Source organism: Pseudomonas sp. GW821-FHT09C10 (assembly GCF_059418085.1).
In genome coordinates, this window is sequence record NZ_JBWKPE010000008.1 from 109541 (window position 1) to 132832 (window position 23292).

The window sequence follows — 23292 nt, forward strand, 5'->3', positions numbered from 1 at the left end:
GCCCCTGAAGGGGCGGGCAGCCAAGCCGATCAGTAGCGGTAAGCGTGCGGCTTGAACGGACCTTCGACGGTCACGCCGATGTAGTCGGCCTGGGTCTTGGTCAGCTGAGTCACCACGCCGCCGAAGCCGCGGACCATTTCCAAGGCCACTTCTTCGTCGAGTTTCTTCGGCAGTACTTCCACGGTCAGGCGCTCGGCTTTCTGGGCTGGCGACAGGTCGGCGTATTTCTGGCCGAACAGGAAGATCTGGGCCAGTACCTGGTTGGCGAACGAGCCGTCCATGATGCGGCTTGGGTGGCCGGTGGCGTTGCCCAGGTTAACCAGGCGGCCTTCAGCCAGCAGGATCAGGTAGTCGTCGTTCTGTGGGTCGAAATCGCCAGCGCCGGTACGGTGAACCTTGTGTACCTGCGGCTTCACTTCTTCCCATGCCCAGTTCTTGCGCATGAAAGCGGTGTCGATCTCGTTGTCGAAGTGACCGATGTTGCACACCACGGCGCGCTTCTTCAGGGCCTTGAGCATGTTGGCATCGCAGACGTTGACGTTACCGGTGGTGGTCACGATCAGGTCGATCTTGCCCAGCAGGGCCTTGTCGATGCTGGCTTCGGTGCCGTCATTGACACCGTCGAGGAACGGCGACACCACTTCGAAACCGTCCATGCAGGCTTGCATGGCGCAGATCGGGTCGACTTCGGAGACTTTAACGATCATGCCTTCCTGGCGCAGGGACTGGGACGAACCCTTGCCCACGTCGCCGTAGCCGATCACCAGGGCTTGCTTGCCCGACAGCAGGTGGTCGGTGCCGCGCTTGATGGCATCGTTCAGGCTGTGACGGCAGCCGTACTTGTTGTCGTTCTTGCTCTTGGTCACCGAGTCGTTGACGTTGATGGCCGGGATTTTCAGCTCGCCCTTGGCCAGCATGTCCAGCAGGCGGTGCACGCCGGTGGTGGTTTCTTCGGTCACGCCGTGGACGCGGTCGAGGATCTGCGGGTACTTCTTGTGCAGCAGCTCGGTCAGGTCGCCGCCGTCGTCGAGGATCATGTTGGCATCCCAAGGCGCGCCATCCTTCAGGATGGTTTGCTCCAGGCACCACTCGTACTCTTCTTCGGTCTCGCCTTTCCAGGCGAATACCGGGATACCGGCGGCGGCGATGGCGGCAGCGGCCTGGTCTTGCGTCGAGAAGATGTTGCAGGACGACCAACGCACTTCGGCACCCAGGGCAACCAGGGTTTCGATCAGCACGGCGGTCTGGATGGTCATGTGGATGCAGCCGAGGATCTTCGCGCCCTTGAGCGGTTGCTCGGCGGCATACTTGCGACGCAGGCCCATCAGGGCTGGCATTTCGGATTCGGCGATAAAGGTTTCGCGACGGCCCCAGGCGGCGAGGGACATGTCGGCGACTTTGTAGTCGTTGAAATCTGCAGGCGTAATTACAGCGCTCATGAAGAGCCTCCATTCGTAGTGTGCGAATGGGCGCCGTTGTGCGTTTAGTATCAGGCCAGGGCAACCAGGCCGGACAACGCCCCATCCGAGCCTGACAGGTTGAACCTGCTGCAGCGCCCCTCGGACAGGTGGCGGGAGAAACGGTATCAACTGAAGATGACCGTTTTGAAGCGGTGCGATTATAGCCGCGTACGCGGCACTTCCCAAGCCTTTCTGTCGGTCATATGAAGATCGCACATGGGGTTGATAGGCAATGGCGCATAGAGCTTGGGGGCAGGCTCTGCCATGATGTTGCCCATCATTCGGCAAGACGCTTTGGAGTGACCATGAACTTCCACACCCGCAAATGGGTAAAACCCGAAGACCTCAACCCCAACGGCACCCTGTTCGGCGGCAGCCTGCTGCGCTGGATAGACGAAGAAGCGGCCATCTACGCCATCGTCCAACTGGGTAACCAGCGCGTGGTGACCAAGTACATCTCCGAAATCAACTTTGTCAGCGCCTCGCGCCAGGGCGACATCATTGAACTCGGGATCACTGCCACCGAGTTTGGCCGCACCTCCATCACCCTCACCTGTGAAGTGCGCAACAAGATCACCCGCAAAAGCATCCTCACCGTGGAGAAAATGGTCTTCGTCAACCTGGGCGAGGACGGTTTGCCCGCCCCTCATGGACGCACCGAGATCAAGTACGTCAAGGACCAGTTCCAGGACGATGGCATCCGCGAGTAACTACATGTCACCGGTTTGATTTCTGTTGCCGGGTTGTTCCGGCTGGATCTTTCCCAGGCTCTCTCATCACTCAGGATTACACCCCTGCAGAGAGAGTCGGCTCATGAAAGTGCTCAATCCGGTCACCCCTGTTCAGACGCCTTTGCATGGAAATGACAGCGCCAGCGCCGATCACACGGCGAAGACGTTGTTGGTGGACAGTGGCGGCGATCGCAATCTGACCCTCCTTCGCGATCCTCAAGGGCGGGTGGAGGTGGTGTTATCGCCGCCGCCCATCACGCATTTGGTGCTCAGTGGTGGTGGCGCCAAGGGCGTCGCCTTCTCGGGAGGTGTGCAGGCACTGGAAGACGCACGGCAATTGGAAGGCATTCGAGAGATCTCCGGTTCCTCTGCCGGCGCGATTTCCGCAGCCTTGATTGCCAGTGGCATGGGGGCGGCAGCATTCGATCGGCTGTCGGACACCATCAATCTGCCCAGTCTGCTGAACAGCAAAGACCCTGTGACGGCCTGGTTGCAGGAAGCCAGTTCAACGCTTGGCAAGCATGTGGGGCGCTTGCCGGGCCTGGTCGGCAACATTTCCCAGTTGCTGGTGACCCTGCTGCCGCGTCTGAAAACCGCTGCCGTTCCGCTGGAGAACATGATCCGCGACGAGTCGCGCAAGGCGCTTCTTGGTCATATTGCCGACTCTCCCAGAGAAACCCGGCCCGCCGAAGTCATGCGCATTGCTGACAAGCTCAGTGCCGGTGGCGCGCCCACGTTTGCCGACCTTGAGGTGTTAAGCCGCACTATTCCAGCGGTCAAGCAACTCAATATCACGGGTACTGGCATGTTTGGTGGGCGCCCACAGTTGGTAGTGTTCAACAGCAGTTTGACTCCGGACATGGATATCGCCCGCGCCGCGCGTATTTCGGGTTCGTTGCCCGTCCTGTTCAAAAGCCCTGTGGAACAAGGACATGCCTTCCAGATGGCATCTGAAACCACTGCCTTTCAGGACGGTGGCCTGTTGCTCAATACACCAGCGCCAGGCGTGGTGGACCGATTGTTTCCCGAGAGCCCCCTGAGCAAATCTGAGTCGCTGATCATCAAGTTCGAGTCAGACGCCGTCGGGGCGTCGGCCCAAAGTGGCGGTTTTATCAGCAGCCTGGCCGACTGCATCACGGGAACATCCCACTCGGCCGCCGAGGCTTACCAGGATAAAAGGCTCGAAGCATTTGCCGAGCAGACGCTGGCGTTGCCACTGAATACCGAAAAAGGCGATTTTCGCGGCCTGCTCAACGGTACGGTCAACTTCACCATGAAGGATGAGTACAAGCAGCATCTGCAGGAAAAGGCGCGTGAGGCGGTGGAAGGGCATCTGCAGCGTCGTGCCGCGACGCGTGAGTCTCACTCGTTCGGTACGCTGGATGAAGCGGTGCTGGCGATGGATGATAAAACACTGGCCAGTGTGCAGCCGACGTTGCAGAAAGACACCGCCGCAGCCAGCGCGCTGATGTTTCGAGAAGAAGCGAAGCAGGTATTGCACGCCCTGGACCGTGCGATTACTGAGGTCGATAACTCCCATGATAGCTTGCTGTTCACACCGAAGTTGTCGTCGGCAGTTCGTAATCTGGATGCACTTGCCCGCAGTCCCGAGAAAACCGAATGGTTGGGACGGCGCTTGAATGATACTGGCCAACACAATTTCCAGGCGTTGCTGCAAATGGCTGCCAAGCAGGGCGACACCTCTTCCAAAGTCATGACCTGCGCCGTTGCCGAAATGAAACGGCGCGATATTGCGGTACGTGCCGAGAGCTTTACGCGGGAGGTCATCTACCCCTCGTTGTTCCGACCAGGCCAGCCGGCGTCCAATGTTGAACTGTTACAGCGCGCAGCCCGAGACTTGGCCAAGGCCGCTACGCCACTCGCGTTCAACCGGGTGCTTGATGATCTCAGCGAAAATTACCAGGCGCGCAACAAGCCCTGGGGCACGCCTTCCAGTTCCACCACTGTGGAGATGGCCAAGGCTTGGCGCATGCCGGTTTAGTTGTCTGGCCACTGAACAGCTACCGCGCCAGCCTGTCGTAGCTACAGGCACCCCTCGGACTCTGGAACATCATGGCCACCAACGAAGACGGCAAGACCCCCAACCTGTCGCAGGAAGAGCAACAGGACGTGGACAAGAACCAGCCACCCCGTGCTGCGGTGCTCCACGAAATCATCCGTACCCAGGGCGACCAGGAGTTGGAGCGCAGTGTCGCCGCCTTGTGGTGGTCGGCCCTGGCCGCAGGCTTGACCATGGGCCTGTCGCTGATGGCCATGGGGCTGCTCAATTCACGTCTGCCGGACGGCGAAGCGTTCAAGGTGATCGCCAGCTTCGGCTACTGCGCAGGCTTCCTCGCGGTGATCCTGGCGCGCCAGCAACTGTTCACCGAAAACACCCTGACCGCCGTGTTGCCGGTGATGAGCAAACCTACACTGGCCAATGCCGGGCGGCTGATCAGGCTCTGGAGCGTGGTACTGGTGGGCAACCTGTGCGGCACGCTGTTGGTGGCCTATGTGATGCTGCACCTGCCGATCTTCGACACCAAGACCGACATGGCCTTCCTGGAAATCGGGCGCAAGATCATGGAAAACGACGCCGGCCAGATGTTCGCCAAGGGCATCGTCTCCGGCTGGATGATCGCCACCATGGTGTGGATGATCCCTTCGATGGAAAGCGCCAAGATGTGGATCATCATTCTGATCACCTACCTGATGGCCCTGGGGGATTTCACCCATATCGTGGTGGGGTCGGCGGAAGTCTCATACCTGGTGTTTGCCGGTGAGTTGCCCTGGAAGGATTTCTGGCTGGTGTTTGCCGGCCCAACCCTGGCCGGCAATATCATCGGTGGCAGCTTTATCTTTGCGTTGATCAGCCATGCGCAGATTCGCAGCGAGAGTAGCTTGCCGGGCAAGCACGCTGCGGACCCGAGGCATCCGCAGCGGATCAACAAGGATCAGTGAACGTCAGGTGTGGCCTGGGGTTCGCCCTGGGTCACGCGCTTGACCAGCTTGCCGATGCTCAGCCCCTGCAACAGGATCGACGACAGCACCACGATGTAGGTGATGCTCAGCAGCAGATCGCGCTCCGGGCCCAGTGGCAGGGCCAGCGCCAGTGCCACCGAAACCCCGCCGCGCAGGCCGCCCCAGGTCAGGATACGGATGGTGCCGCGCGGCACCGTGCGCCAGCGCCGCAGCAACAGGATCGCCGGGGCCACGGTCAGCAGGCGCGACAGCAGGATCGCCACCGCCAGCAAACTGGCTGCGAACACGTGCAGCCAGTTGAACGGCAACAGCAGCAGCTCCATGCCGATCAGCGCAAACAGCAGCGCGTTGAGCATGTCGTCCAGCAATTCCCAGAAGCCGTCCAGGTAGCGCCGGGTCATGTCGTTCATCGCCAGCTTGCGTCCCAGGTTGCCGATGATCAGCCCGGCCACCACCATCGCGATCGGTGCGGAGACGTGCAGTTCGGTGGCCATCGCCGAGCCGCCGATGACCAGGGCGAGGGTCAGCATCACTTCGATCTGGTGCTGTTCGATGCTCTTGATCATCAGGTACACCAGGTAGCCGATCAGCCCGCCGAAGACCACGCCACCCACTGCCTCATGGGCGAACAGCATGGCCGTGGCGCCCACGGTTGGCGTCTTGCCCAGCTGCGCGATACCCAGCAATACGGTAAACACCACCACCGCCGTGCCGTCGTTGAACAGGCTCTCACCCACAATCGTGGTCTTCAGCGGTTTCGACGCATTGGCGGTTCGCAGCACGCCCAGCACCGCAATGGGGTCGGTGGGCGAGATCAGTGCGCCGAACAACAGGCAGTAAAGGAAGCTCACGTGCCAGCCAAACAGGGCGAAGATGTAATACGCCAGGCTGCCGATCACCACAGTGGCGATCAACACGCCGAAGGTGGCCAGCAGGCCGATGGGCCAGCGGTAGCTGCGCAGGTCGTTCAAGTTGACGTGCAAGGCGCCGGCGAATAGCAGGAACGACAACATCCAGTTCATGAGCAGGTCGCCGAAGTCGATCTGGCCGATCAGTTGCTGGATGCGTTCCTCCAGGCCTGGGTAGCCGAGCACGCTCAGGCCTTGCAGGATCAGGGAGAACAGCAGGGCCGTGACCATCACGCCGATGGTGGGCGGCAGGCCGATAAAGCGGAAGTTCACATAGGTGAGCAGGGTTGTGAGGCAAATAAAGGCGGCGACAAGTTCAAGCATCCGGGGTCCTTGGAAGGTGGGGGTGGGTTGTTAATGGGGGATGGACCGCAGTGGCGGCGTGAGGTTGCAAGGTCTTGGGTGAAAGTGCGGTAGAACCTTTCGGTGTCGCGCGGCTCATAGCGGTTAGGTGCGATATTGGGTTTTTAGTGCTAGAACTCTAATCGCTGCATAAAACGACAAAAGGACTGAGTGATGACGGCTGCTTTCTGGTGTGTATTGATCGCGATTTTCCTGCCTTACCTGTGCACGGGCGTGGCCAAGTTCAGTGGCGGCAAGTTCGGGCCGCGGCAGAACCACGACCCGCGTGCTTTCCTGGATACTCTTGAAGGGTTTGCCAAGCGCGCCCACAGTGCGCAGCTCAACAGCTTTGAAGTGACACCCGCGTTTGCCGCCGCGGTGATTATCGCCCACCTGGCCGGCACGGCCGAACTGGTGACCATCAACGTGCTGGCTGTGCTGTTTATCACCAGCCGCCTGCTGTACATCATTTGCTACCTCGCCGACTGGGCGATACTGCGCTCGCTGGTGTGGGCGGTGGGCATGGCGTTGATTGCGAGCTTCTTCTTCGTCTCGATCTGAACCGGTTTCTGCAGGAGCGAGCTTGCTCGCTCCTGCAGTGTGTTTTCGGCGAGTGTCAGGTTCCGGTGGGTGCATCCGGCACCTGCGGCAACGCCGCGCCCTTGGGCCACAGCATCCAGATCTGTCCTTGCTGCTTCATATTTCCCGCCAGCTCTCCGGCAGCATCACCCGTGCCCCAGAACAAATCCGCGCGCACTTCTCCGGTGATTGCACCGCCGGTGTCCTGCGCGGCGACCGGGCGTGCCAATGGCGAGCCGTCGGGCTTGGTAGTCGACAGCCACAACAGGCTGCCCAACGGAATCACCTTGCGATCCACTGCTACGCTGTAGCCAGCGGTCAACGGCACATTCAGCGAACCGCGCGGGCCTTCATTACTGTCGGGGCGAGCGCTGAAGAATACGTAGCTGGGGTTGCTGGCCAGCAGTTCCGGGATGCGCTCCGGGTGCGCCTTGGCCCAAGCGCTGATGGCACCCATGGTCACGTCTTCTTTTTTCAGCTCGCCTTGCTCCACCAGCCAACGGCCGATAGGGCGATAGGGGTAGCCGTTCTGGTCGCCGTAACCGACGCGCAGTTGGCGTCCGTCCTTGAGTTGAATGCGCCCCGATCCCTGGATCTGCAGGAATTGCAGGTCCATTGGATTGGTCAGCCAGGCAATCGGCTTGGCGGTGGAGCCCTGGCCGTTGATGGCGCTGGCATCGTCATAGGGCTTGAGCACGCGGCCTTCGAGGCGGCCGCGCAGGCGCTTGCCCTTGAGTTCCGGGTAGATGCTTTCCAGATTGACGATGATCAGGTCATCCGGCACGCCATACACGGGAACATGGGCGGCGGCGGTCTTGGTCAGGCTGCCGGGGTAGACCGGTTCGTAGTAGCCGGTGATCAAGCCGTTGGGGGTGTTGTCAGCCGAACGCAGGCCGAACACATCCAGGCGCTCCTTGAGAAAACCGCGCACCGCCACGGCATTGCCGGGCACGCTGGCTGCTGCGGCACAGGTCGCGCCCCATACCGGGTCTGCCTTGAGGCGCTGGCAGGCGCTGCGCCAGGATTCAAAACCGGCCAGTAGGTCGGCGTCGGACACGCTCGGCAAGGCCTCCCAAGGGGCATTCACGTAGGTGGCCACGGCGTGGGGTTTAATTGTTTCATCTTTGCCGGCGTCTTTGCCCGCGTCGCAGCCTGCCAGCAGCGCAAACATCGGCAGAGCCCATGCCAGCCGGCGGCTCCAGTGTTTCAGTGTGAGATTCATACAAACAGTTCCTGAAGCGATTGCCCGCGCCGCAGCGCCTTTGGGCAACCCTTATTATTAATAGGGCTATTGGTCTTTACGAGCAGGGCGAGGATACTGGCCGCCGTTTCCCGTGACCCTGAGCCGCTATGACTTTTAAAAAAATGACGCTTGTGCTGTTGGCCTGCCTGACACTGTCCGCCTGCGGCGGCGTCGATCCGAATTCGCCCCTGGGCCAGCGCAAGGCGATCTTCAAGCAGATGCTCAAGACCGCTGAAGACCTGGGCGGCATGCTGCGCGGGCGCATTGCCTTCGATGGCGCGAAATTCGCCGAAGGCGCGGTCAAGCTCGATGCGCTGTCCCATGAACCGTGGAAACATTTTCCGAGCGTACGCGAAGAGGATCACACCAGCGCCAAGGACGACGTGTGGCAAAAACAGGCGCAGTTCCAGCAACTGGCACGCGACCTGGAAGCGGCCACCGGTGAGTTGGTGATCGCCAGCCAGGTGCAGCCCTACAAGGCCAGCAGCCTTACGCCTGCCGTACAGAAAGTCGAAGATGCCTGCAGTGCCTGCCATAAACAATTTCGCGACCACTGACCGGTTTTACTGGTCGAGTTCTTCCACGGCGTCCTGCAGTTCCTTGCGTGACTCGGCGAGTTTGTCCTTACGCTTGTTGATCTTGTCCGCGTCGCCTTTTTTCATCGCCTTGTCGAGGTCGGCCTGACGGCGGCTGACCTCGTGCTTGGCGTCGAGTACCTTGTTTTCGCGCTCCTTCCTCAAGGCGGCATCCGTGCAGTTGGCGGTGACTTCGCTCAGGGCTTTTTCCAGGCCGGCTTGCTGGTCGCTGTTGCCGTGGGCCTTGGCCTGTTCGAGCTGGGTGCTGATGGCCTGGCGTTTGGCGGCACAGCCGGTGAGTGGGGTGGCTTCTTCGGCGGCGAGCAGTGGCGTGGCCATGAAACTGGCGACGGTCAACAGGGCGAAAGGGGCGAGGAATTTCATGGGGAGCTCCAGGTGCGCAAATAGCAGGGTGAATTCTGCTGTGATTCAAAGGTGGCTGGGTCGGGTTCAAAACCCGTCTATTCCGGCCATGCGTAATGTTTCAGCCAGGGTCTGTACATGTGGGTCGCGAAAAAAAGCGCTCAGTTGCGCCGCGCGGCCCGGGCCGATGCCATCGATGGCCAGCCAGGCCTGGGTGTCCCTGGCGACCAGCGTCTGCCAGTCGCCTTCCAGGTTGTTACGTGCCGCAGGCGGTACACCCAAGGCCTTGAGCCATTGTGCGAAGGGGCGTTGCCGAGCGCTGTGAAGGCTGTCGAGCAGCCGCGTGCGGCTGCGCTCACCGAAGCCATCAATGTTAGCAAGCTCTGCCGCATCCAGGGTTAACCAATCGAGAAAGCCTGCGATTAGACCGGCCTGGATCAATATGTTCCACGTCTCGCGGCCTATGTGCGGCAGTGCCAGGCCCTGGTTGCCGCTCAGCCAGGTAAGGCGTGCGAGCAGTTGTTCTTCGCAGCCGGGCTCCAGCTGCCAGCAACTCAAGGCGTGAAAGTCCCGAGGGTCGGGCACTGGCAGCTCGACCCTCGTGGTATTGCGCAGGATCACCTGGTCCAGCCGAGGGATCACTTGGCCCGCCAGGCTGACGGACACCTGGTCGCCCGGGCGAATATCCAGGGTCTGCCAGCGCTTCAAGGAGCCGGCGCTGACCCGGCTGATCCGGCGGTCGTCCAGGCGCACCGGCTCCAGTTCCAGAATCGGGGTGATGCGTCCGGTGCGGCCGATCTTGAACTGCACCTCCCGTACCAGCGCCAGGGCCTGGGAGGCGGGGTACTTCCAGGCGACAGACCAGTAAGGCGCACTGGCCTGCCAGCGTTCAGCGGGTGCGCGCTGCGCCTGGTGCAGCACCACGCCGTCACTGGCAAAGGGCAGGGGGTGGTTGTACCAATAGGTGCGCCAATGTGCTGCTTCGATGATGTCCTGGATCGGCTGGCTATAGCGCTGGCTGTCGGTGAAGCCCCAGCGTGCCAGGGTGGCCAGGCGCTCGGGAAACGCCGCAGGGCCTTCGGGCCAGGCCCAGATAAACAGGCCGATACCGGCAGCGTCGGTGTCGCTCAACTGCCGACGGTTCATTAGCCCGGCCACCTTGCTGCGCGCGTTGAGCCCGCCGTGTGCCGATTGCACATGCTCGTCGAGGCGCCAATAAAGTTCGCCTTGCAGCACCAGGTCAATGGGTTCCGGCAGTTGCTGGACAATGCCGGGGATCTTGCGCGCGGAGGTCGACCAGTCCTGGCCCAGCTTGCCATCGCCACGGCTGATCAGCTGTTTCAAGCGACCCTGGCGGTACACCAGGGTCACTGCAACGCCGTCCACCTTGGGTTGGATCCATACATCCTGGCGCGTGCCTAGCCAGGCTCCCACGGCTTGCTCATCCAGGCGTTTTTCGAGGCCGGTATGGGCGACCGGGTGCGGCAAGGTGCCCCGTGAACTGGCCAGCGGATCATCAGGCGCCGTGGGGTTGGGCACGCACTGGCGCCAGTGGGCCAGACGCTGGCGGGCCTGGTCGTAGAGTTCATCACTGACGGGGGATTGGCCGAGGCGGTGGTAACTGTCGTCCCACAGGCGGATTTGTTCGGCCAGGGTGCCGACCTGGGCCCTGGCCTCATCGGGGCAGCTTTCAGCCCAGGCCGAAAAGGGTAGAGCGCTGAGTAGCAGAGCAATCAGTAAACGCATCATGAGCATCCTTGCTCGAAAGGGGCGCCCAGCCTAAATGATCCCTTCACCCACAAAAAAGCCCCGACGCTGCGGGGCTTTTTACCGGGTGTTTCGGCTTACTTGAACAGGCCGCCCAGTGCTTTCACGGCATCAGGCTTATCAGCCTTGGCTTCCTGCTTGGCGTCGGCTTTGGCCTGGGCTTGGGCGAGTTTGTCACAACCTTTGTTGATCTGGTCTTGCGCCGCTTTGAAAGCCTTCACTTTCAAGCTGTCTTTGCTGGCTTCGGCCGCGTCGATCTTGGTTTGCAGGTCTGCGGATTGCTTTTGGCAGTCGCCGGAATTGCCGACACCCAGCTGGGAGCCCAGGGCGCCACTCAATGCGCTCAGGTCGGCGGCGTGGGCCGGCAGGGCGAACAGGCTGATCAGAAGAGCGGCAGGGGCGAGCGTGGAGATGCGCATGAAAAACCTCAATGTTCGATTGCCTGCGCACTTATGAATCCCGGGCTGGTGCAGGGCAATATCCAAATAAGGTGAAGGCCCGAGAGGGCGCGGATTCTAGAGGGCCATTATTGTGCCTGCAAGCTTTGGATCCAAAAAATGTGAAGGCGGTCCCGCAGGCAATAAAAAGCCCCGCCGGGCAAACCCGGCGAGGCTTTATGTACCGTGGGCGATTACAGGCCGGCGGCAGTGCGCAGGTCGTTGGCGCGGTCGGTTTTTTCCCAGGTGAAGGTGGTGAAGGTGTCGTCGCCGACGGTCTTCTGCGCAGGGGTACGACCGAAGTGGCCGTAGGCTGCGGTTTCCTGGTACATCGGGTGCAGCAGGTCGAGCATGGTGGTGATCGCGTAAGGGCGCAGGTCGAAGATCTCGCGCACCAGCTTGATGATTTTGTCATCGCTGATCTTGCCGGTGCCGAAGGTATTCAGCGAGATCGACGTCGGCTGGGCCACGCCGATGGCGTAGGACACCTGAATCTCGCAACGCTCGGCGAGGCCGGCAGCGACGATGTTCTTGGCCACGTAGCGACCGGCGTAGGCAGCGGAGCGGTCAACCTTGGATGGATCCTTGCCGGAGAACGCGCCACCGCCGTGACGGGCCATGCCGCCGTAGCTGTCGACGATGATCTTGCGACCGGTCAGGCCGCAGTCACCTACCGGGCCACCAATGATGAACTGGCCGGTCGGGTTGATGTGGAACTGGGTGTCCTTGCTCAGCAGTTCGGCCGGCAGCACGTGCTTGACGATCAGCTCCATCACGCCTTCGCGCAGGTCGGCGTAGGAAACGTCCGGGTTGTGCTGGGTCGACAGTACGACGGCGTCGATGCCAACCACCTTGCCGCCTTCGTAGCGGCAGGTCACCTGGGACTTGGCGTCCGGGCGCAGCCAAGGCAGCACGCCGGATTTACGCGCTTCAGCCTGACGCTGCACGAGCTGGTGCGAGAAGGTGATCGGTGCCGGCATCAGCACATCGGTTTCGTTGCTGGCGTAGCCGAACATCAGGCCCTGGTCGCCGGCGCCCTGGTCTTCCGGCTTGGCACGGTCGACGCCCTGGTTGATGTCGGGCGACTGCTTGCCGATGATGTTCATCACGCCACAGGTCGCGCCGTCGAAACCGACGTCGGAGCTGTTGTAGCCGATGTCGGTGATCACGTCACGAACGATCTGCTCCAGGTCAACCCAGGCGGTAGTGGTCACTTCGCCGGCGATGATCGCTACACCGGTTTTCACCAGGGTCTCGCACGCCACACGGGCGAACTTGTCTTCAGCGATGATGGCGTCCAGCACCGCATCAGAAATCTGGTCGGCGATTTTGTCCGGATGCCCTTCAGACACGGACTCGGAGGTGAAAAGGGAGTATTCGCTCATCTCGATGTTTTCCTGATATTTACCGATGGTGAGTGTCGCCAGTCGGTCGCTGAAAGTGGCGGACCTGGATCTGGAAACCATTACGTAAACCTACATAGAGGCTTTCCCCGGGAACGAGTCCCGCAGCGGTGGCCCAACGGGCCAGATCGTCCTGTTCAAAACCCAACCAGAGATCACCGCAGGCCTCCCTGGCCCAATTCTGGTTGTGGCTGCATAAATCCGTAACCAACAGGCTACCGCCGGGGTGCAGCAACCCGGCCATTTGCTTTAAAGCGTCGGCGGGGGCGGCGAAATGGTGCAAGACCATGTTCAGCACCACGCAATCGGCCTTGATCGTTGTGCTGCTCAGGGCGTCAGCCAACTGCAGGCTGACATTGCCCAATGCCTCGCGCTCACAGAGTTGGCGGGCCAGTTCGAGCATCGCCGGGCTGTTGTCCAGCGCCGTGACCTGCCGAAAGCGGCGGGCGAGTTCCGGCAGGAAGCCGCCATCTCCAGGCCCGACTTCCAGCGCCGTCGCTTCTTCACTGAAGCTCAGCTTGTCCAGTAGCGCCAGTACGCTGTCGCGGTATTGGGCCAGGCCTGCAATCAAGTCCTGCTGGGCGCGAAATTTCTCGGCAACCCGTGCGAAAAAGTCCTGGCTCGCGGCGGCACGTTGCCCGTGGACCTGGCCGATGCGTGACTGCACGTCATGGGGCAGGCTCAGGCTGTCCACTTCTTCAAGCAAGGCAGCGTGCAACTTGCCGCCGAGCAGGTCGGTATGGGGCAGGGCGCGGCGGTAGAAAATCGCATTGCCTTCGCGGCGGGTGGCGACCAGGTCGGCCTGGGCCAGCACCTTCAGATGGTGGCTCATGCCCGACTGGCCGATGGCGAAGATCTGTGCCAGTTCCAGTACGCCGAATGAGTCGTTGGTCAGTGCGCGCAATACGTTCAGACGCAATGGGTCGCCAGCGGCCTTGCACAAGGCTGCCAGCTCTTCGCCGTCGTCAGGACGCAGGGTGGGCACGGGTAGGTTCATAAGGCCAGCAGTCTAGTGACGGGTGAGTATCCCCGCAAGGTCAATATCAAAAAGTTTTGATATTGATCGATAAGTGGCGGTTATAAGCGGCCGCTATAACCTTTAGACGAAGCGGTTAAAGGTTTCTGCAAGCGATTGCCGCCCAAAGCACAGGAAAAACACCTGCAAGTGACTATCTGTCATTGCCCGCAGGCGGTGGCTGAGGGAAAATGCCGATCCTTTTTTCCGTTTCTTTTAATCATTCACTCTTCAAAATCCTCAGGAGAACAGCGATGCCCAGCCGTCGTGAGCGTGCCAACGCCATTCGTGCCCTCAGCATGGATGCCGTGCAAAAAGCCAACAGCGGCCATCCCGGTGCCCCGATGGGCATGGCGGATATCGCCGAGGTACTTTGGCGTGATTACCTGAAGCACAACCCGAGCAACCCGTCGTTCGCCGACCGTGACCGCTTCGTACTGTCCAACGGCCACGGCTCGATGCTGATCTACTCGCTGCTGCACCTGACCGGCTACGACGTCACCATCGATGACCTCAAGAGCTTCCGCCAGCTGCACAGCCGCACCCCGGGTCACCCGGAATTCGGCTACACCCCAGGCGTCGAGACCACCACCGGTCCCCTGGGCCAAGGCCTGGCCAATGCCGTGGGCTTCGCGCTGGCTGAAAAAGTCCTGGGCGCGCAGTTCAACCGTCCTGGCCACGACATCGTCGATCACCACACCTATGTGTTCCTGGGTGATGGCTGCATGATGGAAGGCATTTCCCACGAAGTCGCGTCCCTGGCCGGTACCCTGGGCCTGGGCAAGCTGATCGCCTTCTACGATGACAACGGCATCTCCATCGACGGCGAAGTCGAAGGCTGGTTCACCGATGACACCCCCAAGCGTTTCGAAGCCTACAACTGGCAGGTAATCCGCAATGTCGACGGCCACGATCCGGAAGAGATCAAGACTGCCATCGACACCGCCCGCAAGAGCGCGCAGCCGACCCTGATCTGCTGCAAGACCACCATCGGCTTCGGTTCGCCGAACAAGCAAGGCAAGGAAGACTGCCACGGCGCCCCACTGGGTGACGCGGAGATCGCCCTGACCCGCGAAGCGCTGAAGTGGAACCACGGCCCGTTCGAAATCCCGGCCGACATCTACGCCGAATGGGATGCCAAGGAAAAAGGCCTGGCCACCGAAGCCGAGTGGGACCAGCGTTTCGCTGCCTACTCCGCCGAATTCCCTGAGCTGGCCAATGAGCTGGTACGCCGCCTGGCCGGTGACCTGCCTGCCGATTTCTCGGAAAAAGCCTCGGCCTACATCGCCGAAGTCGCGGCCAAGGGCGAAACCATCGCCAGCCGTAAAGCCAGCCAGAACACCCTGAATGCCTTTGGCCCGCTGCTGCCTGAGTTCCTCGGCGGTTCGGCCGACCTGGCCGGTTCCAACCTGACCCTGTGGAAAGGCTGCAAAGGTGTCTCGGCCGAAGACGCCAGCGGCAACTACATGTACTACGGCGTGCGCGAGTTCGGCATGAGCGCCATCATGAACGGCGTGTCCCTGCACGGCGGCCTGGTGCCTTACGGCGCGACCTTCCTGATGTTCATGGAGTACGCGCGCAATGCCGTACGTATGGCCGCGCTGATGAAGAAGCGCGTGATCCATGTCTACACTCACGACTCCATCGGCCTCGGCGAAGACGGCCCGACGCACCAGCCGGTCGAACAACTGACCAGCCTGCGTACCACGCCGAACCTGGATTGCTGGCGCCCAGCCGACGCGGTGGAATCCGCGGTGGCCTGGAAGCACGCGATCGAGCGCAAGGACGGCCCTTCGGCGCTGATCTTCTCCCGTCAGAACCTGCAACACCAGGTGCGCACCGACGCGCAGATCGCCGACATCAGCCGTGGCGGCTACGTGCTCAAGGACTGCATCGGCGAGCCGGAGCTGATCCTGATCTCCACCGGTTCCGAAGTGGGCCTGACCGTTCAGGCGTACGACAAGCTGACTGCCCAAGGCCGCAACGTGCGCGTTGTGTCCATGCCGTGCACCAGCGTGTTCGAAGCCCAGGACGCCGGCTACAAGCAATCGGTATTGCCGTTGCAGGTCAGCGCGCGTATCGCCATCGAAGCGGCGCACGCCGACTACTGGTACAAGTACGTGGGCCTGGAAGGCCGCGTGATCGGCATGACCACCTACGGTGAGTCGGCGCCGGCGCCAGCGTTGTTCGAAGAGTTCGGTTTCACCTTGGAAAACATCCTGGGTCAGGCTGAAGAGCTGCTGGAAGACTAAGTCAGTCTGCGTTGTCTGTACTGGCGCTATCGCGGGCAAGCCCGCTCCCACATTTGGATCGCGGTCTGATGTGGGAGCGGGCTTGCCCGCGATAGCGTCAGAACATTCAACACCGAACTAACCTTGATCGAGAACCCCATGCCCCAACCGCGTCCTTACAAAGTTGCACTCAACGGCTACGGCCGCATTGGTCGTTGCGTCTTGCGTGCTCTGTTCGAGCGAGGGGCGGCAGCCGGGTTTGAAATTGTCGCGATCAACGACCTGGCCGACATGGCCAGCATCGAATACCTGACACGCTTTGACTCCACCCATGGCCGTTTCCCCGGCGAAGTGCGGGTCGAAGGCGATTGTCTGCATATCAACGGCGACTGCGTGAAAGTGTTGCGCAGCGCCACCCCCGAGGGCATCGACTGGGCGGCGCTGGGCGTCGACCTGGTGTTGGAATGCTCCGGTGCCTACAACACCCGCGCAGATGGCCAGCGTTTTCTCGACGCTGGCGCACCGCGTGTGCTGTTTTCCCAGCCGATGGCCAGCGAGGCGGATGTCGACGCCACCATCGTCTACGGCATCAACCAGGATTGCCTGACCGGCAGTGAGCTGCTGGTGTCCAATGCCTCCTGCACCACCAACTGCAGCGTGCCGCTGTTGCGCCTGCTGGATCAGGCGATCGGCCTGGATTACGTGTCGATCACCACCATCCACTCGGCGATGAACGACCAGCCGGTGATCGACGCCTATCATCATGAAGACCTGCGCCGCACGCGCTCGGCGTTCCAGTCGGTGATTCCGGTATCCACCGGTCTGGCGCGCGGCATCGAACGCCTGCTGCCGGAACTTGCCGGGCGAATCCAGGCCAAAGCCGTACGGGTGCCGACGGTGAACGTGTCCTGCCTGGACATCACCATGCAAACCGTCAGCGACACGGATGCGACGGAGGTCAACCGGATCCTGCGCGACGCCGCCACCAGCGGCCCGCTCAAAGGCTTGCTGGCCTACACCGAGTTGCCTCACGCCAGTTGTGATTTCAACCATGACCCGCATTCGGCGATTGTCGATGCCAGCCAGACCCGCGTTTCCGGCCCGAGGCTGGTGAACATCCTGGCCTGGTTCGACAACGAATGGGGCTTTGCCAACCGAATGCTGGATGTTGCGGAACATTATCTGCATATCGCCTCTAAACAACCTCAACAGTAATTCAGGAACTGCCACCCATGACCGTGTTGAAGATGACCGACCTCGATCTGCAAGGTAAGCGCGTACTGATTCGCGAAGACCTCAACGTCCCCGTCAAGGACGGTGTTGTCACCAGCGATGCGCGAATCCTGGCCTCGCTGCCGACCATCAAGCTGGCCCTGGAAAAAGGCGCGGCCGTGATGGTCTGCTCCCACCTGGGTCGCCCGACCGAAGGTGAGTTCTCCGCCGAAAACAGCCTCAAGCCGGTAGCCGACTATTTGAGCAAGGCCCTGGGCCGTGAGGTGCCGCTGGTGGCTGACTACCTGGGCGGTGTCGACGTTAAGCCTGGCGACATCGTGCTGTTCGAAAACGTGCGCTTCAACAAAGGCGAGAAAAAGAACAGCGACGAACTGGCCCAGCAATACGCCGCCCTGTGCGACGTGTTCGTGATGGACGCGTTCGGCACCGCCCACCGTGCCGAGGGTTCGACCCACGGCGTGGCCAAGTTCGCCAAGGTGGCGGCTGCCGGCCCACTGCTGGCGGCTGAACTGGAGGCACTGGGCAAGGCCCTGGGCGCTCCGGCCCAGCCGATGGCGGCCATCGTTGCCGGCTCCAAGGTGTCCACCAAGTTGGACGTGCTCAACAGCCTGAGCCAGATCTGCAACCAGTTGATCGTTGGCGGCGGCATTGCCAATACCTTCCTGGCGGCAGCAGGCCACCCGGTGGGCAAGTCCCTGTATGAGCCGGACCTGCTCGACACCGCCCGTGCCATCGCCGCCAAGGTCAGCGTGCCGTTGCCGGTGGACGTGGTGGTTGCCAAGGAGTTCGCTGAAACCGCCGAAGCCACCGTCAAGCTCATCGCCGACGTGGCTGCCGACGACATGATTCTGGACATCGGCCCGCAAACGGCAGCCAACTTCGCAGAGCTGCTGAAAGCCTCCCAGACCATCCTGTGGAACGGTCCGGTCGGCGTGTTCGAGTTCGATCAGTTCGGCAATGGCACCAAAGTGCTGGCCAAGGCCATCGCAGACAGCTCGGCATTCTCCATCGCCGGCGGCGGCGACACCCTGGCGGCCATCGATAAATATGGCGTTGCCGACCAGATCTCCTACATTTCTACCGGTGGCGGTGCATTCCTCGAATTCGTCGAAGGCAAAGTCCTGCCCGCCGTTGAAGTGCTGGAAACCCGGGCCAAAGGCTAAGGCTCGTGATCCGGAAAAGGAGTATTCCCATGATCAAGTCGTTGGCAATGGTGATCGCAGCGGGCCTGTTGGCCGGCTGCGGCAGCACGCCAAGCGCAGCGCCGGCGGCAGGCAAACCTGCCACGGAGCAGAAAAAAAGCTGCTACCAGGCTGACTGGCAAGCCGAGACCATGCCGGTGATCAACAAGCGCATCGGCAACGAACGGCTGGAGAAATACGACTCCGCGCCCAACGGTCAGGAACAGGGTTGCCCTTGACGGGTCTGATCAACTAACCGACGGCATCGGCGGCCTTTGGCCCTGCTGCGAGGATTGGCAATGAAAGGCGTTTTCGCCCTGGCAGCCCTGGCTCTACTGGCCGGCTGCAGCAGCATGAACATGTTCAACAAGGCAGAGCCTGCCGATAAGTGGACCACCTGGACCTGCGACAGCAAGGCCGAGGTCAACTGGCGCTTCGCCAACCAGGCCCGCAGTGAGGTGGATGTACGCCTCGGCGGTTCCGACCAGGTTTATCGCCTGAAACAGGACGTTGCCGCCTCGGGCGTGCTGTACAGCAACGACCAGTTGGCGTTTCACACAAAAGGTGAGGAAGGCCTGGTTTACTGGGTCGCCACCGACGATTTGATCGGGCGCGGCTGCAAGGCCCAATAAGATTTCAAATTTGATGAGATCCAAATGTGGGAGGGGGCTTGCCCCCGATAGCGGTTTGTCAGCACCCCCATGTGCTGACTGAGCCACTGTCATCGGGGGCAAACTCCCTCCCACATCAGCAATAACGATTCAGCACGCCAGGCATGCAAAGCCTGACCTGCAATAACTTGAATAGCAGCCGCCGCTACGGCAGGCTTGCACGATTAACGACCCTCGACCGGGAGAGACAACACAATGGCACTTATCAGCATGCGTCAAATGCTGGACCACGCAGCCGAGTTCGGCTACGGCGTCCCAGCCTTTAACGTCAACAACCTTGAGCAGATGCGCGCCATCATGGAAGCCGCTGACAAGACCGACTCCCCAGTGATCGTCCAGGCTTCGGCCGGTGCGCGCAAATATGCCGGTGCCCCGTTCCTGCGTCACCTGATCCTCGCCGCGATCGAAGAATTCCCGCACATCCCGGTGTGCATGCACCAGGACCACGGCACCAGCCCTGACGTGTGCCAGCGCTCCATCCAACTGGGCTTCAGCTCGGTGATGATGGACGGCTCCCTCGGCGAAGACGGCAAGACCCCGACCGACTACGAGTACAACGTACGCGTCACCCAACAAACCGTGGCCATGGCCCACGCCTGCGGCGTTTCGGTTGAAGGTGAACTGGGTTGCCTGGGCTCCCTGGAAACCGGCATGGCCGGTGAAGAAGACGGCATCGGCGCCGAAGGCGTGCTGGATCACAGCCAGATGCTGACCGACCCGGAAGAAGCCGCCGACTTCGTCAAGAAGACCCAGGTCGACGCCCTGGCCATTGCCATCGGCACCAGCCACGGCGCCTACAAGTTCACCAAGCCGCCGACCGGCGACGTGCTGGCCATCGACCGCATCAAGGAAATCCACAAGCGCATCCCTAACACCCACCTGGTGATGCACGGTTCTTCCTCGGTCCCGCAGGAATGGCTGGCGATCATCAACCAGTACGGCGGCGACATCAAAGAAACCTACGGCGTGCCGGTTGAAGAAATCGTCGAAGGCATCAAGTACGGCGTGCGCAAGGTCAATATCGACACCGACCTGCGCCTGGCGTCCACCGGCGCAATGCGTCGCCTGATGGCCACCAACCCGAGTGAGTTCGACCCGCGCAAGTTCTTCGGCGCGACCGTGACCGCGATGCGTGATGTGTGTATCGCTCGTTACGAAGCCTTCGGCACTGCGGGCAACGCTTCGAAGATCAAGCCGATCTCGTTGGAAGCGATGTACCAGCGTTACCTGAAAGGTGAGTTGAACGCTAAGGTGAATTGAGCCTTAGGCGTTAAAAAAGAAGCCCGCAGCGATGCGGGCTTTTTTTGTTTTTGATTAGGTAAGTTTAAGAGGCAGAAGATTCGCGGGATAATCGTTTAATTCTGCATTAGCTGACAGGTGCATGCGATTGTTTTCTGTACAAATATAAATAGACCGCAATGGACAGCAATGCAGTTAAAAATGCCATGCCCGCAGCCACAACAAAAGGTGCTGGGCGACCACCTGCGATTATTAGCATTGTTCCTAAAGAAGGTCCCGTTATGACGCATAGTATTTGGATGCTTCTGAAAGACATGGATACTCTTCCGATATTGTCAGTAGGGCATAATTGCTGAAGGATTATATTTGAAGATATTATTAGCGTTTCATAACCGAAGCCATTCAAAAACCAAACCAATGGATAGAGATAGGCTCTTCCAGGTAATTGGAAAAATACTAAAACTGCGGTCAGGATTAATGCGGTAGAGAAAACAACTAATGCGCTGGACCGAAGAAGAATCTCATCGAAATTGCTCAATTTGAATTTCATCAGCAATGCGGCACATATTGCACCTCCGGCTGTTGCTGAGACGATTATTGAAAAATTAACTGGAGGTAAACCTTCATAGGCTAGAAAGGACGCCAAATGCGGGTCGTAAATTCCTAAAGCCAGCGATGTAAGCAGGGAGTACAAAAAGCCTATGCGTAGTTGAAAGGGCAAGGCATTGAATATAGAGAGTCCTCTTGTAATGTCGCGATAAAGTGGCAGGGCGTTGGTAGCGGTACCATTCATTTGCGTTCGGAATGCTAGGCAAATAGGCCTTAGGAGTGGGAAGGTTAATAAAACGGTGACTGCCGAAAAAAAGAATAAATTCTTAGGTGCTAATACTGCCGTTAACAAGCCTGCAAGTAACGGCGCAAAAATTTTGGAAGATTGATCAAATACACTTACGTGGCTGAAAAAAGATTTGCGCTCCTCGGCATGTATCAGTTGCCGAACTATAATGGTTATCGAAGGAAAGTAAAATAAATTTGACACACCTTTGAAAATGACGAAAAGCAAAAAGCTCTGAAGATCTGGAGACACTGCTAGCCCTACGGTAGACAGTGTGCGGAGTAAGACGCCGGATACTAGTGTTTTCCTTACGTCATGTCGATCTATCAGCGTTCCTACGATAGGACCTAGAAACAACATAGGGGCGCCCAGGCAAAAAGCCAAGAACGCTATTGATGAAGGAGAGGCATGCCATAGATAAACGGGAACCGTGAAGATTAAAAAAATATCAAGCCATAGTGAGAAGCTGGATAGCGCTTGCACGCAAATAAGCTTACTTGACGTTTTCATCAGGTCGATCTGAATGCAGGAAAAGTGTGTCTTCAAATACGAAGCCGTCGAGTTCATGTTCACTGGCGAATCGATACAAGTCGCTAAGTCTATTTATAAAGCCGCGCCCGTTAAAATTTAAGGATGTGTTACAAAGTACGCCGACTCCTGATATAGCACGATAGGCGCTTAGCAGTTGATGTATACGAAAATTTTGCAATTCATTGACTGATTGAGGACGCGCTGAGTTATCAACGTGCGTCACCGCCGGAATGCTGGCTGAAATAACTTTACGAAACTCCAGCATGTAGGGTGAGGGGTTAGACGGGCAGAAGTATTCAGCCATACATTCTTCTAAACATATCGGTGCTATAGGGCGGAATCCTTCGCGCCTCTTGATTTTGTTCAACTTAATGAGATTCTCTCTAGGATAGGGCGCCGCTAATATTGAGCGATTTCCTAGTGCTCTAGGACCCATTTCATATCTGCCCTGCACCCAACCTAATATGCAGCCTTCATGAAGTAATCGCGCTACACGTCTCGTATCATAGGGTTCACTAATGAAGGTGCCTGTGTTATCTGTGTCAGAATGTGATAGCTCCCCTGCATAGGGTGACCAAGTTACTTTGGCAAGTCCTTTGGTATGCAGTAATGCATCAATCGCAGTTCCAATTGCAGACCCGCTGTCGTTTGTGCACGGAGGAATAAATACATCAGAGAATAGTTGTGTCTCTTTCCATTTTGAGTTCCAGTCACAATTTAATCCGCATCCGCCAACAATTAATAAAGGTGCGTCATCAAATACCAGTAGCTGTGCAAAATCACGAAACAGATTGAAAATTGCGTTTGAAAGATGATATGCAAGTGATGCAAATCGAGGGTTGTTGAGTCCAATATTGTAATATGCACTTTTACGGAAATGGTGCTTGTGAAGCTTTCTAAAGTCTATGTTCTTGTCGACTAGGGTGGTTATTATGTGTCTGGCGTCCTCGTCAAGATTGCCATTTTCTCCATAAGCGGCAAGTGCCATGAGTTTGCCTGCATCACTTAAACGAATTTGTCCCGCTCCAAGATTAAAAGTAGGATCTGCGAGCGCGTATAAAAAAGCAAATCTGTCCCCAGGGTTTTCAAGTGCACTACCTAATTTGGTAATGTTTACGTTTTCATCAATTCGATAGAATGCACCGAAATAGCCCTCCCAGAGCAATGCATAGCAAGGCTGTCCTTGTGGAAAGGGTGAAAGCCCGTATCCGCATAAAAGGTGTGAGCGCTCATGTGAGGATGAAAAATAAGTAACATTATGACCAAATATTGAACGTTCTTGATGAATAATCTTCTTTAGTCCTGAATAGCCTGCACCAATGATGTCACTTTCTGAGTTCACCCCTCTACTCCAACCGCTCTGAGCTACTATATCTACGGGTTTGTTAATCATGTGAGAAACTTTCAGTAGTGCGTCAGGTGTCACGCTTGAAAATCGAAGGCCGTTATCTTTTTCTGCTTCTACAGAAAACTCTAAGTGGTTCCCAACAATTAGGGCTACCGCCCCGTCATGTCCATCTTTAAGGCCAAGTATTGCAATGTCATTATTTTCTACATTGACCATGC

At 59.0% G+C, this 23292-nt stretch carries 21 protein-coding genes and 1 riboswitch; of the genes, 11 read left to right on the forward strand and 10 right to left on the reverse strand.

What is annotated here, in order from left to right; genetic code table 11:
• Positions 1-29: 29 nt before the first annotated feature.
• On the reverse strand, positions 30-1439 hold the full coding sequence (gene ahcY / locus AC07OT_RS16830; protein WP_065938147.1) for an adenosylhomocysteinase: 1410 nt from the start codon (positions 1437-1439) through the stop codon (positions 30-32).
• A gap of 21 nt (positions 1440-1460) precedes the next feature.
• A riboswitch (S-adenosyl-L-homocysteine riboswitch) is annotated at positions 1461-1567 on the reverse strand.
• Positions 1568-1765: 198 nt separating this feature from the next.
• On the opposite strand from ahcY, the gene AC07OT_RS16835 reads away from it, so the two are divergent.
• The 3 genes from AC07OT_RS16835 to AC07OT_RS16845 all read left to right on the forward strand — a co-directional run bounded on the left by AC07OT_RS16835 (position 1766) and on the right by AC07OT_RS16845 (position 5152).
• A complete protein-coding gene (locus AC07OT_RS16835) occupies positions 1766-2170 on the forward strand; it encodes an acyl-CoA thioesterase (protein WP_065938148.1) in 405 nt (134 codons plus the stop codon).
• A 103-nt stretch (positions 2171-2273) separates the two neighbouring features.
• Positions 2274-4193, forward strand: a complete 1920-nt coding sequence (locus tag AC07OT_RS16840; protein WP_495108552.1) for a patatin-like phospholipase family protein — start codon at positions 2274-2276, stop codon at positions 4191-4193.
• Positions 4194-4264: 71 nt separating this feature from the next.
• The gene (locus AC07OT_RS16845; RefSeq protein WP_065938149.1) at positions 4265-5152 is read left to right on the forward strand and encodes a formate/nitrite transporter family protein; all 888 of its coding nucleotides are present in this window, start codon (positions 4265-4267) and stop codon (positions 5150-5152) included.
• On the opposite strand, the gene AC07OT_RS16850 is transcribed toward AC07OT_RS16845, so the two are convergent.
• Complete coding sequence (locus tag AC07OT_RS16850) at positions 5146-6405, reverse strand: cation:proton antiporter (RefSeq protein WP_495108553.1); 1260 nt, start codon at positions 6403-6405, stop codon at positions 5146-5148. The two genes, AC07OT_RS16845 and AC07OT_RS16850, sit on opposite strands and share 7 nt — an antisense overlap.
• A 192-nt stretch (positions 6406-6597) precedes the next feature.
• On the opposite strand from AC07OT_RS16850, the gene AC07OT_RS16855 reads away from it, so the two are divergent.
• Positions 6598-6984 (forward strand): MAPEG family protein, encoded by a 387-nt coding sequence (locus tag AC07OT_RS16855; RefSeq protein ID WP_065938151.1) that lies wholly within the window; start codon positions 6598-6600, stop codon positions 6982-6984.
• A gap of 55 nt (positions 6985-7039) precedes the next feature.
• Here the strand turns inward: AC07OT_RS16855 and mltA are convergent, their stop codons facing one another.
• Positions 7040-8224, reverse strand: coding sequence for a murein transglycosylase A (mltA, locus tag AC07OT_RS16860; protein ID WP_065938152.1), 1185 nt, complete (start codon positions 8222-8224; stop codon positions 7040-7042).
• A 128-nt stretch (positions 8225-8352) separates the two neighbouring features.
• Between mltA and AC07OT_RS16865 the strand changes: the two genes are divergently transcribed.
• Complete coding sequence (locus AC07OT_RS16865; protein ID WP_495108554.1) at positions 8353-8802, forward strand: c-type cytochrome; 450 nt, start codon at positions 8353-8355, stop codon at positions 8800-8802.
• 6 nt (positions 8803-8808) lie between these two features.
• On the opposite strand, the gene AC07OT_RS16870 is transcribed toward AC07OT_RS16865, so the two are convergent.
• The 5 genes from AC07OT_RS16870 to AC07OT_RS16890 all read right to left on the reverse strand — a co-directional run bounded on the left by AC07OT_RS16870 (position 8809) and on the right by AC07OT_RS16890 (position 13787).
• On the reverse strand, positions 8809-9204 hold the full coding sequence (locus AC07OT_RS16870; RefSeq protein WP_027606045.1) for a DUF1090 domain-containing protein: 396 nt from the start codon (positions 9202-9204) through the stop codon (positions 8809-8811).
• Positions 9205-9270: 66 nt separating this feature from the next.
• The gene (ligB, locus tag AC07OT_RS16875; protein WP_495108555.1) at positions 9271-10932 is read right to left on the reverse strand and encodes an NAD-dependent DNA ligase LigB; all 1662 of its coding nucleotides are present in this window, start codon (positions 10930-10932) and stop codon (positions 9271-9273) included.
• Between the two features lie 95 nt (positions 10933-11027).
• Positions 11028-11369 carry a hypothetical protein gene (locus AC07OT_RS16880; RefSeq protein WP_495108556.1) on the reverse strand — a complete coding sequence of 114 codons (342 nt, stop codon included), beginning with the start codon at positions 11367-11369 and terminating at the stop codon, positions 11028-11030.
• 212 nt (positions 11370-11581) lie between these two features.
• Positions 11582-12772: a methionine adenosyltransferase gene (metK, locus tag AC07OT_RS16885; protein WP_495108557.1), complete on the reverse strand. Its 1191-nt coding sequence runs from the start codon at positions 12770-12772 to the stop codon at positions 11582-11584.
• A gap of 19 nt (positions 12773-12791) precedes the next feature.
• Positions 12792-13787 (reverse strand): ArsR/SmtB family transcription factor, encoded by a 996-nt coding sequence (locus AC07OT_RS16890; protein WP_065938157.1) that lies wholly within the window; start codon positions 13785-13787, stop codon positions 12792-12794.
• Between the two features lie 272 nt (positions 13788-14059).
• Here AC07OT_RS16890 and tkt point away from each other — a divergent pair, with 272 nt between their 5' ends.
• The 6 genes from tkt to fba all read left to right on the forward strand — a co-directional run bounded on the left by tkt (position 14060) and on the right by fba (position 20381).
• Entirely contained in the window at positions 14060-16057 is a 1998-nt protein-coding gene (gene tkt / locus AC07OT_RS16895) for a transketolase (RefSeq protein ID WP_034116187.1), read from the forward strand.
• Between the two features lie 138 nt (positions 16058-16195).
• Positions 16196-17251, forward strand: a complete 1056-nt coding sequence (gene epd, locus AC07OT_RS16900) for an erythrose-4-phosphate dehydrogenase (RefSeq protein WP_495108558.1) — start codon at positions 16196-16198, stop codon at positions 17249-17251.
• Positions 17252-17268: 17 nt separating this feature from the next.
• On the forward strand, positions 17269-18432 hold the full coding sequence (locus AC07OT_RS16905; RefSeq protein ID WP_495108559.1) for a phosphoglycerate kinase: 1164 nt from the start codon (positions 17269-17271) through the stop codon (positions 18430-18432).
• Positions 18433-18461: 29 nt separating this feature from the next.
• A complete protein-coding gene (locus AC07OT_RS16910) occupies positions 18462-18689 on the forward strand; it encodes a hypothetical protein (RefSeq protein WP_027606037.1) in 228 nt (75 codons plus the stop codon).
• A 60-nt stretch (positions 18690-18749) separates the two neighbouring features.
• On the forward strand, positions 18750-19082 hold the full coding sequence (locus AC07OT_RS16915) for an MliC family protein (RefSeq protein WP_017531025.1): 333 nt from the start codon (positions 18750-18752) through the stop codon (positions 19080-19082).
• 234 nt (positions 19083-19316) lie between these two features.
• The gene (gene fba / locus AC07OT_RS16920; RefSeq protein WP_003177554.1) at positions 19317-20381 is read left to right on the forward strand and encodes a class II fructose-bisphosphate aldolase; all 1065 of its coding nucleotides are present in this window, start codon (positions 19317-19319) and stop codon (positions 20379-20381) included.
• 106 nt (positions 20382-20487) lie between these two features.
• On the opposite strand, the gene AC07OT_RS16925 is transcribed toward fba, so the two are convergent.
• Both AC07OT_RS16925 and AC07OT_RS16930 read right to left on the reverse strand, forming a co-directional pair.
• Entirely contained in the window at positions 20488-21705 is a 1218-nt protein-coding gene (locus AC07OT_RS16925; protein ID WP_495108560.1) for an MFS transporter, read from the reverse strand.
• Positions 21689-23290, reverse strand: a complete 1602-nt coding sequence (locus AC07OT_RS16930) for a carbamoyltransferase C-terminal domain-containing protein (protein WP_495108561.1) — start codon at positions 23288-23290, stop codon at positions 21689-21691. The genes AC07OT_RS16925 and AC07OT_RS16930 overlap by 17 nt, the downstream gene beginning before the upstream one ends.
• Positions 23291-23292 lie beyond the last annotated feature (2 nt).

Coding starts and splice junctions, on each gene's coding strand:
- AC07OT_RS16835 (WP_065938148.1), top strand. CDS start 1,766: ATGAACTTCCACACCCGCAAATGGGTAAAACCCGAAGACCTCAACCCC.
- AC07OT_RS16850 (WP_495108553.1), bottom strand. CDS start 6,405: ATGCTTGAACTTGTCGCCGCCTTTATTTGCCTCACAACCCTGCTCACC.
- AC07OT_RS16905 (WP_495108559.1), top strand. CDS start 17,269: ATGACCGTGTTGAAGATGACCGACCTCGATCTGCAAGGTAAGCGCGTA.
- AC07OT_RS16925 (WP_495108560.1), bottom strand. CDS start 21,705: ATGAAAACGTCAAGTAAGCTTATTTGCGTGCAAGCGCTATCCAGCTTC.
- metK (WP_495108557.1), bottom strand. CDS start 12,772: ATGAGCGAATACTCCCTTTTCACCTCCGAGTCCGTGTCTGAAGGGCAT.
- AC07OT_RS16930 (WP_495108561.1), bottom strand. CDS start 23,290: ATGGTCAATGTAGAAAATAATGACATTGCAATACTTGGCCTTAAAGAT.
- AC07OT_RS16855 (WP_065938151.1), top strand. CDS start 6,598: ATGACGGCTGCTTTCTGGTGTGTATTGATCGCGATTTTCCTGCCTTAC.
- AC07OT_RS16910 (WP_027606037.1), top strand. CDS start 18,462: ATGATCAAGTCGTTGGCAATGGTGATCGCAGCGGGCCTGTTGGCCGGC.
- AC07OT_RS16880 (WP_495108556.1), bottom strand. CDS start 11,369: ATGCGCATCTCCACGCTCGCCCCTGCCGCTCTTCTGATCAGCCTGTTC.
- AC07OT_RS16840 (WP_495108552.1), top strand. CDS start 2,274: ATGAAAGTGCTCAATCCGGTCACCCCTGTTCAGACGCCTTTGCATGGA.
- AC07OT_RS16865 (WP_495108554.1), top strand. CDS start 8,353: ATGACTTTTAAAAAAATGACGCTTGTGCTGTTGGCCTGCCTGACACTG.
- tkt (WP_034116187.1), top strand. CDS start 14,060: ATGCCCAGCCGTCGTGAGCGTGCCAACGCCATTCGTGCCCTCAGCATG.
- ligB (WP_495108555.1), bottom strand. CDS start 10,932: ATGATGCGTTTACTGATTGCTCTGCTACTCAGCGCTCTACCCTTTTCG.
- AC07OT_RS16890 (WP_065938157.1), bottom strand. CDS start 13,787: ATGAACCTACCCGTGCCCACCCTGCGTCCTGACGACGGCGAAGAGCTG.
- AC07OT_RS16870 (WP_027606045.1), bottom strand. CDS start 9,204: ATGAAATTCCTCGCCCCTTTCGCCCTGTTGACCGTCGCCAGTTTCATG.
- fba (WP_003177554.1), top strand. CDS start 19,317: ATGGCACTTATCAGCATGCGTCAAATGCTGGACCACGCAGCCGAGTTC.
- mltA (WP_065938152.1), bottom strand. CDS start 8,224: ATGAATCTCACACTGAAACACTGGAGCCGCCGGCTGGCATGGGCTCTG.
- AC07OT_RS16845 (WP_065938149.1), top strand. CDS start 4,265: ATGGCCACCAACGAAGACGGCAAGACCCCCAACCTGTCGCAGGAAGAG.
- AC07OT_RS16915 (WP_017531025.1), top strand. CDS start 18,750: ATGAAAGGCGTTTTCGCCCTGGCAGCCCTGGCTCTACTGGCCGGCTGC.
- epd (WP_495108558.1), top strand. CDS start 16,196: ATGCCCCAACCGCGTCCTTACAAAGTTGCACTCAACGGCTACGGCCGC.
- ahcY (WP_065938147.1), bottom strand. CDS start 1,439: ATGAGCGCTGTAATTACGCCTGCAGATTTCAACGACTACAAAGTCGCC.